The 9,285-nt window shown below is 71.9% G+C and carries 5 protein-coding genes; 4 read left to right on the top strand and 1 reads right to left on the bottom strand.

From position 1 onward, the window contains the following. Positions 1-2,052 precede the first annotated feature (2,052 nt). The 4 genes from rho (at position 2,053) to G5C65_RS24395 (ending at position 8,318) form a co-directional block, all read left to right on the top strand. Complete coding sequence (rho, locus tag G5C65_RS24410) at positions 2,053-3,249, top strand: transcription termination factor Rho (protein WP_165301070.1); 1,197 nt, start codon at positions 2,053-2,055, stop codon at positions 3,247-3,249. 396 nt (positions 3,250-3,645) lie between these two features. Continuing rightward, a complete protein-coding gene (locus G5C65_RS24405; RefSeq protein ID WP_165301069.1) occupies positions 3,646-4,494 on the top strand; it encodes an SGNH/GDSL hydrolase family protein in 849 nt (282 codons plus the stop codon). Between the two features lie 17 nt (positions 4,495-4,511). Continuing rightward, positions 4,512-5,804 carry an acyltransferase family protein gene (locus tag G5C65_RS24400; RefSeq protein ID WP_165301068.1) on the top strand — a complete coding sequence of 431 codons (1,293 nt, stop codon included), beginning with the start codon at positions 4,512-4,514 and terminating at the stop codon, positions 5,802-5,804. A 135-nt stretch (positions 5,805-5,939) separates the two neighbouring features. Then, complete coding sequence (locus G5C65_RS24395; RefSeq protein WP_165301067.1) at positions 5,940-8,318, top strand: penicillin acylase family protein; 2,379 nt, start codon at positions 5,940-5,942, stop codon at positions 8,316-8,318. Positions 8,319-8,345: 27 nt separating this feature from the next. Here the strand turns inward: G5C65_RS24395 and G5C65_RS24390 are convergent. After that, a partial coding sequence (locus G5C65_RS24390; protein WP_165301066.1) for a glycoside hydrolase family 113 occupies positions 8,346-9,285 on the bottom strand: 940 nt, incomplete at its 5' end.

Raw genomic sequence — 9,285 nt, 5'->3', positions numbered from 1 at the left:
GTTCCCGGGCGGTGGGTGGTGGTGGGGAAGGCGCCGGCGCCGCCAGGACCGGCGGCAGCACCCCCCGGATCATCAACGACAGGGGCAAGGAGCCATACCGGCCCCGGAGACCACGAGCCCACTTCGGGCTCTCCTCGGAAGGTAATGGGCGTGCGGCAGGCCGCTCTCGCGAAGCACACGGCGCTCCAGGAGTCGGCGCTGCCGCCGATGACGAAGATGCAGGCTGCCGCACGGCGGCTGTTCCGTCTGGACCGCAACCAGATCCGGGGCGTATGCCCCGACTTGGTACATGCCCGTCCGCAGTCGCGTCGCGATCCAGGGGGTGTTGTTCTGTTGGCTTCGCGGTCATCGATTCCGGGCCCCAGTGGTGGCGTGCTGATCGGCAACGATGTGGCATACCGCCAGAATCCGTCGGGGTTCCTTGCATGCGTGTCAGGACACCCACGGGGACGTGTTCCGTTACAGCGGCCAGGTGGTGTTCACCGCGTGCCCCGAAGACATCCGCCACCTGCTGGCCGTACCAACCGGGATTCGTTCCCGGACCCCTGTGTCCTGGACAATCACCGCCCGCCCTCCGGCGCACGTACCACGCAGTGGATGCAGGCGCGGGCACCGGCCGGGCGGGCTCTCAGGCCGCGCGCGGTGACCGCGCATCTGGACGCCGTTGACATGGCACTCCAACAGCAGCTACGGGCTATGACCGGCCAGGAGATGGGAGCCGATGTATGGTCCAACGTGTGTGCACGGGCCGCATTGCCCGCCTGCGTGCGGGACCCGGCCCCGGGGCCGGCTCCTGCCGTGGTGCAAGCGTCCAGAGCCATTGTCGCGGTCATTGACCTGGGGGTACGCCTGCCGTGGTGGCTGCCCAGCCGACGCCGTCGCCGCGCGCGCACCAGCCGCAGGACATTGACCAGGCAGCTCCGCGCTCTGATCGCCACCCATACCGGGCCGGTCTCCGGATGCCCTCGTACCGTCGCTGACGAGGTCCTCACTCTCGCCGCCGCACGCATCGCTGCCGACTACCGCCTGCATCTGATCAGCCCGGAGCGCATCCGCCCCCCGGTTCGGCGTTCCGCTCAGCCCGCACCCTCTGCGGTCCCGACTGGAGCACAGATGACCCCCCACACGCTCACTGTTCGCCGCGGACCATTCGCCAGGCCAGGGCGGCTCCTCCGGCGACGGCGACGGCGACGGCGGCCACGGACCAGACAACCACCGCGGCAGGTGCTGAACGCCCACTGACAGCGGACAAGCAACGACGGAGAGCCCCCTGCCGCAGTCGAGTAAAGGGCGGGCGCGTAGTCGAACTGAGGGGGGAGGGATACGTCAACGCGGGGGCGTGGACTCGTCCGTTGCTGATCCAAGGGAGGGCGCGATGGACGCCTCGCGGCGTGGCCGGCCGACGGCCGACCGCGACCTGGGCGCAGAGGCAGGCTCCCCCCTCGCACCCTGGGTCACCCCTCCCCGCCCGAGGGGGAGCGAGCCCCGGCTGGGGCGCGGGGGACCTGCGTGACCAGCCAACAACCACATACCGCCCGACGGCGACGTGCCGGAACGGTGCCGCCCTCCCCGGGCGCCCCTGAGCACCGAGACCCCACTCTCCCTGCCGCGCTGAGCGAGGCGGAATGGTGCGAGCGGTCGGTGGTGTGACCGCGATGGCGATGGGTTCGGGACCGGGTCGGGAGATTCCGCAGTTGACGGTGCGGATGGCACGGCGAGCAGTCCGGGCGCACCACGCCGCTGTGGGTGCGTGATCGGGACGAAGGGGGTCCGCCGATGGGCAGGCGCGATCAGATTGGCCCGCTGACAGGCCAGGGAATATCCGGCGAAGCCGTAGTGCTACTGTGGGTGCGGCACCGTGTTGCGCCGGTCTCCGGCGCCCGTGCTTCTGCAGCCAGCCGCCTGGTTCTGGCCCGTCTTCTCGCGACCGGCCCCGGGCGAGGCCGATTCCCTGTATCCGCGGCTGCGCGTGCGCCCTCATGCCGCGCCTCTGCCGCACATCCCCTTTCTCATCCACATATCCATATCCGTACCTGCGACCGAGGAGGATGCATGACCGCATCCGCACCGAACACCTCATCCACTTCATCATCCACTTCGTCCGAACTCAGCCCCGTGACCGGAGTCTTCGACCCGACGGGCAACCACGGGTTCCTCCGCGCCGTCGACTTCCTGCCCGCCCCCGACGACGTGCACGTGCCCACGAACCTCATCCGCCGGCACGGCCTGCGCAAGGGCGACGTCGTCGACGGCGGCGTCCTCCCGCACAGGACCGGGGACGGGCGGCGGGACAAGCCGCCCGCGCTGGCCCGGGTCGACCGGGTCGGCGGCCTCGACCCGGCGGCCGCCGCACGCCGCCCCCGCTTCGCGGAGCTGACCGTGCTGCACCCCGCCGAGCGGCTGCGCCTGGAGACTCCGGCGGGCCGGCTGACCAACCGGGTGGTCGACCTGGTCGCGCCGGTCGGCAAGGGCCAGCGCGGGCTCATCGTCGCCCCACCGAAGACCGGCAAGACGATCCTGCTGCAGCATCTCGCGGACGCCGTCGCCGCCAACCACCCCGAGTGCCACCTCATGGTGGTCCTCCTCGACGAGCGCCCCGAGGAGGTCACCGACATGGAGCGCTCCGTACACGGCGAGGTCCACTCCTCGACCTTCGACCGCCCCGCCCGGGACCACATCGTCGTCGCCGAGCTCGCCATCGAGCGGGCCAAGCGGATGGTCGAGCAGGGCCAGGACGTGGTGATCCTGCTCGACTCGCTCACCCGGCTGTGCCGCGCCGCCAACAACAGCGCCCCGTCCAACGGCCGCATCCTCTCCGGCGGCGTGGACGCCTCCGCGCTGCTGCTGCCCAAGAAGCTCTTCGGTGCCGCCCGCAACATCGAGGACGGCGGCTCGCTCACCATCCTCGCCACTGCGCTCGTCAACACCGGATCCCGCGCCGACAACTACTACTTCGAGGAGCTGAAGAGCACCGGCAACATGGAGCTGCGGCTCAGCCAGGAGCTCGCCGAGCGCCGGATCTTCCCCGCCGTGGACGTCCACGCCAGCGGTACCCGCAAGGAGGAGCTGCTGGCCGCCCCCGGCGAGCTGACCGTGCTGCACCGGCTGCGCCGGGCGCTCGGCGACCGCGACACCGTCCAGGGCATGGAGCTGCTGCTGAGCCGACTGAAGGAGACGGGCGGCAACGGCGAGTTCCTGCTCGCCCTGGACCGCACTGCCCCACCGTCGGCGCCGGTGGTCGCGGCGTAGGCGGCTCCGCTGCGCGGCAGCTACGGCGCCGGTCTGGCCGGCACAGGTCACCCGGTGCGCCAGCCTCCGCGACCGGCCCGCCCAGGAGATCGCCACCAAGGCGGAGAACGCCGCCGTCCGCAAGGTCGCCACCGGCGAGGTGGTGGTCGACCCGTCGGCGGTCCGTCCCAAGCGCACCCGCGTCCGAGCCGAGGACCTGTTCTGCACACGTTGCGGGTGGCGGAAGCCCGCGCGGTGTGGGCCGCGAACTGTTCGCCGACGCCTTCCAGGCGGTGGCCGGGCCCCCGTGAGACCGGGCGGGCGGTGCCGCCGGCGCGCATGACGGCATGTTTCCCGTCGTGTGAGCAAGCGATGACAGCCCGGCCGTTCGGCGAAGCGGGCTGGTTCTCTGAGTCCATGAACACCGAAACCGCCGCTCAGCAGCCGCTTCCCCTCCCCCGGCAGCGTCGCCGACGCCGCCGCCCCGCAGCCGTCCCGCTTGTGGCGGCGAGTGCCTGTCTGGTCGCCGCAGCGGTCGCCGGGTGCGGCACGAGCGACGACGAGCCCTCGAAGTCCGGGGCGGAGACCGTCCGGGTGGGGCCGAAGGACTCGGGCAAGAAGGTGCTGTGGCTCGGGGACTCCATCGCCGGTGCCCAGGCTCCGCCGCTGGCGGCGGCGCTGAAGGCCAGCGGCGTGCAGTTCAAGAACGCGGCCTCCGACGGAGGCGGCACGGTCGTCGAGGGGGACAAGATGTCCAGGGAGCTCGCGGCCGACACCTGGAAGCGCCTGGCCAAGCACATCAGGGACTTCCGCCCGAATGTGATCGCCTATCAGCTCACCACCTACGACTGGGGCAGCCCGCGCCAGCAGCAGGCGTCGTACGAGAAGCTCGCCCGGACCGCTCGGGACGCCGATGCCGAGCTCGTCCTCGTCACAACCCCGCCGTTCAAGATCGATGACTTCTACGAGAAGTACGCGGACACGTTCGCGAGTGCGCCCAAGGCCGCCCGTCGGGCCGCCGGGAAGAGCGGCGGCCACGTCCGTTTCCTGGATGCCTCCCAGCTGTGGGGCAGCGACGCCTCGGCGGCGAAGGCGCAGCGCGCCAAGGACGGCATCCACTCGTGCCAGCAGGGCTCGGCCAGCTTTGCCCAGTGGTTCACCAAGCAACTCGGCGACGCGTACGGGTTCACCCCTGCCCCGCCGCAGAAGTGGGCGAACACCGCATGGACCGGCAACAAGCGATACGCGAAGCTCGGCTGCGAGTGAGTCGCGCGAGGACCGCCATGCCTGCCGCTCACGCCGCTCCCCGTGCCCGCCGTCGCTCCCCGGCCGCGGCCGCCCGTACCCATCTCGCGCCGCTCGACGGGCTGCGCGGGTTCGCGGTGCTGGCGGTGCTGCTCTTCCACGCCGGACATCTGGACGGCGGGTTTCTCGGCGTCGACCTCTTCTTCGTGCTGTCGGGGTTCCTGATCACCGGCCTGCTCCTGGGCGAGTCGGCGAAGAGGGGCCGTATCGACCTGATGGCGTTCTGGGCGCGCCGGGCACGCCGTCTGCTGCCGGCGCTGGCCGTCATGGGCACCGTGACCCTGGTGCTGACCTGGTCCTTCGGGGCACCCTCCACGCTGCGCTTCGCCCGCGAGGACGCCCCGTGGGCCGCGGCGCAGGCCGTGAACTGGCACTACATCACCGAGCAGATCGGCTACTGGAACGCCTCCGGTACGCGCGTCTTCGCGCACCTGTGGAGCATCGCGGTCGAGTGGCAGTTCTATCTCGGGTGGCCGTTGGCGGTCGCGGTCGCCGGGCGCTGCGGGCGCCGCGGGCACGGCGGGCACGGCGGGCACGTCTGCGTAGCCGTGCTCGCCGCCGCCGGTGCGCTCGGCTCACTGGTCCTCATGCTCGACCTGGGCCGGGCCGTGGACACCACACGGGCGTACGAGGGAACCGACACCCGGGCCTTCGCCCTGCTGCTCGGCGCGCTCGCGGCCACCGCGCCGCTGCGCTCGCTGGCCGCCCGGGTGCCGAGGCCGGTGTCCGGCGCGGTGTGCACGGCGCTGGCCGGGGCGCTGGGTGCCGCGTGGGTGCTCACCGACGGGCAGCATGCGCCCGGCCTCTTCCGGGGCGGGCTCTTCGTCCACTCGCTGGCCAGCGCGGTGCTGATCGCGCTGCTCGCCGCGGACCCGAAGGGACACGTGGGCACCGTCGTGGGCGGTGCCCTCCCCCGCCGGCTCGGCGAGCTGTCGTACAGCCTCTATCTGTGGCACTGGCCGGTCTATCTGCTGCTGCCGCACACGGTGCTCGGCACCAGCGGATGGGGCCGTACGGCGCTGGCGATCGGGATCTCCCTCGCCGCGGCGCAGGTGTCGAAGGTCCTGGTGGAGGACCCGGTGCGGTATCGGGCGCGCTGGACGGCCGGACGCCGCGGGCTGATCGCCCTCGCCGTCGCGGCCGCCGTGGCCGCCGGGGTGTGGGCGGCGCTGCCGCAGCCGTCGACGGGGGCGGGAACGGTGGACATCCAGGAACTGACGGCGGAGGGGCCGCCCGCGGTGTTGTCTGCCCCCTACCGGAGTGACGGCTGAGCAGCGGGGTGTTGTAGGGGTCGGGTTAGGGGAGCCGCACGCGCGCTGCGCAGGTAGCTTCCGGACGGCAGGCCGCGTCGCCCCCCCCGGGCGCGGCCTGCGTCCGCTCGCTGCCCCACGAAGGTGAAGGTCACGATGAGACGTCGGGTCAAGACACTGTTGGCCGCCATCGCCGTAGCGGTGCCCATAGCGGTGCCGATGTCGGCGACGGCAGAGGAATCGGAGGACTCCTACGCGGTGCCGGGCCTGGAGAAGCCCGTCTCCATGACGGTCGACAAGTGGGGCGTGCCCCATATCTCCGCGTCCAGCACCGGCGACCTCTTCCAGGCGCAGGGCTTCAGCGCCGCACGGGACCGGCTCTTCCAGATGGACACCTGGCGCCGGAGCGGGCTCGGCAAGCTCAGCGAGGTGCTCGGCAAGAGCTATGTGGAACAGGACCGGGCCTCGCGGCTGTTCCTCTACCGCGGCGACATGGACAGGGAGTGGGCCGGCTACGGGCCGGAGGCCAAGGAGGCGGCGACGCGCTTCGCGGCCGGGGTCAACGCCTATGTCGACTGGCTGGAGAAGAACCCGGACGCCATGCCGGAGGAGTTCCGCAAGCTCGGCTACCAGCCCGCTCGCTGGAAGCCGCAGGACGTGGTGCGGATCCGCACCCACGGTCTCGTCAGCAACCTCACCAAGGAGGTCGGCCGGGCGAAGCTCATGTGCCTCGGCGGGCCGGACGCGGGCCGGTATCTGTCGAAGCTGGAGCCGAAGCACAAGCCCAGGGTGCCGGACGGCCTCGATCTGTGCTCGCTCCCGGACGACGTCCTGGACACCTACAACCTCGCCACGGCGGACGTCGCCTTCGAGAACGGCCGGATGCGGAAGGAGCCGGAGGACGTCCGGGCGCTCCGCGAGGCCACGAGCGGCAGCAACGCCTGGGCCGTCGCGCCGCAGCGCACCGCGACCGGCAGGCCCATCCTCGCGGGCGACCCGCACCGGGTGAACCACGCGGTGCCCGCGAACCGGTACATCACCCACCTCTCGGCGCCCGGACTGAACATCATCGGCGCGGGTGAGCCGTGGAACCCCGGCGTCAGCATGGGGCACAACGGGAACATCGCCTTCGGTCTGACCAACCTGGCCGCCGACCAGTCGGACCTCTACGTCTACGACCTCAAGCCCGGCGACCCGACCAAGTACCGCTACCGCGGACGCTGGGTGCCGATGAGGACCGTGCAGGAGGACATTCCGGTGGCGGGCGGCGACGCGCAGACGTCGTCGCTCTCCTTCACCAAGCACGGCCCGGTCATCAAGGTGGACCGGGCGAAGAACAAGGCGTACGCGGTGCGCACCGTCTGGACGCAGCCGGGCACCTCGGCCTATCTGGGCAGCCTCAACTTCCAGAAGGCCAAGAGCTTCGGCGCGTTCACCAAGGCGATGCGCAAGTGGGGCGCCCCCGGCTCCAACCTCGTCTACTCGGACCGGAAGGGCGACATCGGCTGGGTGCCAGGCGCGCTCGCCCCGAAGCGCGCCGGGAAGGGCTACGACGGGCTGCTCCCGGTGCCCGGCGACGGGCGCTACGAGTGGACCGGCTTCCGCAACAGCGGCGACTTCCCCCGCGAGCACAACCCGAAGGCCGGTTTCGTCTCCTCCGCCAACGAGTACAACTTCCCGCGCGGCTCCCGGCCCACGGGGTACGAGTGGTCGGAGCGCTACCGCAAGGACCGGATCGACGAGGTGCTGTCCCAGCAGTCGGACACCTCCATCAAGGACACCACGCGGCTCCAGAACGACGTCAAGTCGCTGGCGGCCACCGAGGTCCTGCCGTATCTGAAGCGCCTGGAGTCCTCGGACCCGACGGCCAGGAAGGCGCTGGAGGTGCTGCGCGGCTACGACGGCGTGGCGAGCAAGGACTCCGCGGGCGCCGTGCTGTTCGAGACCTGGATCACCAACGCGCTCTTCCCGGCGTGGGCCGAGGCGATGCTGCCGAAGGAGGCCGCGCAGCATCTGACGCAGGGCAACTTCATCCAGGACTTCCGCGTCATCGCCGACTCCTTCGCCGAGCCCGAGGAGTGGTTCGGCAAGGGCGGCGCCCAGGCGCGGGACAAGCTCATCCTCGACACCCTGCCCGCTGCGTACGAGGAGGTGAGCGGCTACCTCGGCGCCGACCCCGGGCAGTGGAGCTGGGGCGCGGCGCAGATCCACCTCTTCCAGCACCCGCTCGGCGGCCCGAACGTCGGCCCCACCCCGATGGACGGCACCTACCACACGGTCCGCAGGTCGACGTACCTCCCGAGCATCTTCCCCCGGATCCAGATCGTGGGGGCGACCTTCAAGATGGCCCTCGACGTCGGCTCCTGGGACAACTCGCGCGCCATCAACGCGCCGGGCCAGTCCGGGGACGAGCGCAGCCCGCACTACGCCGACCTCGCCGGGAAGTGGGGCGCGGGCGAGTACTTCCCGCTGCTCTACAGCGAGTCGGCGATCGCGAAGAACGCCCGCACCACGATCACCCTCAACCCGGCGTAGGAGCCGACGGCCGGAAGCGGCCCCGCCTCAGCGGGTCCACCTCTCGCGCAGCACCCGCTCAGCGGGCTTGCCGTGCGGGGTGTACGCCCGCCGGGGCGGGGTCTCTCCGCTGTCCGGCCAGTCGTCCCACATCCACCAGCACACCCCGGCCCACCAGCGCCGGCCGGTGAAGGTGTCCAGCAGCGCCCGGTAGGCGGCGGCCTGTTCGGCGTCCCCGGTGCGGGCGCTGAGCTCCCAGGAGTACGGCGCGGTCGTCGCGCCGCGCTGGCTGACGTAGCCCGCCTCGGTGAACAGGATCGGCCTCTCGTGGCGGTCGGCGAACGCGGCGAGCCGCCGCGCGATCGGCTCCCAGGCGCGGCGGAGCCGTGCGGTGTCGGCGGTGGGCCGGGCGGACAGCGGCCAGTAGGCGTCGATGCCGATGAGGTCGAGCCGGTGCCAGAAGCGGATGCGCTCGTACTCGTCGTAGTTGGCGGCGTAGGTCAGGGTGCCGTCGTAGCGGTCGCGGACGGCCTCGATGACGCCCCTCCAGGCGTCGCGGTCGGCGGAGACGCCGGCGAGCTCGGTGCCCACCGCGAACTGCTCGGCTCCGGTCCGCGCCGCGAGCCGCGCGTAGTGGGTGATGAAGCGCTGGTACGCGGTGAACCAGGCCGCCCGGTCCCGGGGGCGGATGGTGGCGCGGTCCCCGTCGCCGGGCAGGTCCACATGGGGTTTGATCATCACCTTGAGGCCGAGCGCGTGCGCGCGGCGGACGATCCGCCGCAGCGCCGCGTCGTCCGGCGTCTCCCCGGTGCGGCGCAGCGCCGAGTCGCCGGGCCGCTGCTGGTACCAGGTCGGGGTGAAGACGACCCAGCGGGCCCCGGTCGCCCGGATGTCCCGCAGATACCGGCCGGCGGCCGGGCCCGCGTAGTCGGCGCGGTCCCACGAGGGCAGGGTGATGCCCCGGATCGCCGGGGCGCCGGGACCGGGG

The organism is Streptomyces boncukensis (assembly GCF_011045075.1).
Lineage (GTDB): Bacteria > Actinomycetota > Actinomycetes > Streptomycetales > Streptomycetaceae > Streptomyces > Streptomyces boncukensis.
The sequence above is the reverse complement of the archived record's forward strand: the minus strand, read 5'-3'. Positions and strand labels throughout refer to the sequence as shown.